This window comes from Rhodococcus sp. PAE-6, from assembly GCF_025290685.1.
In the GTDB taxonomy this organism is placed as follows: Bacteria; Actinomycetota; Actinomycetes; order Mycobacteriales; family Mycobacteriaceae; genus Rhodococcus; species Rhodococcus pyridinivorans.
The window spans coordinates 1-236 of the sequence record NZ_JAOCLZ010000236.1; the positions used below are offsets into that span (position 1 = coordinate 1).

Annotated in this window: 1 protein-coding gene; it reads left to right on the forward strand. The window is 71.2% G+C overall.

Going from position 1 to position 236, the window contains the following annotated elements; all coding sequences use genetic code 11:
* Positions 1–236, forward strand: a 236-nt coding sequence (locus tag NVV99_RS26880; RefSeq protein WP_260783343.1) for a hypothetical protein, incomplete at both ends; no start/stop codon positions are given.

The window sequence follows — 236 nt, forward strand, 5'->3', positions numbered from 1 at the left end:
GGCTCTCGGTGATCCCCGCATCGTGGTGAACCCGGTGAAGGCGGCAGCCGCCGATTCCCGGCGTGCGGGGATCGCGTCCCTGCGGGTGCGTCACCTGCCCCGCGCCGGTGCCGGTCCGCTCAACGACTGGGGTTTCCCGCAGACCCTCGACGGCTTACGTGGTCGGGTCGCTCGCGACGTGGCGGCCGACATCGTGCGCCTGCTCGACGACGAGAACGTCACCGTCGACCTCGGTT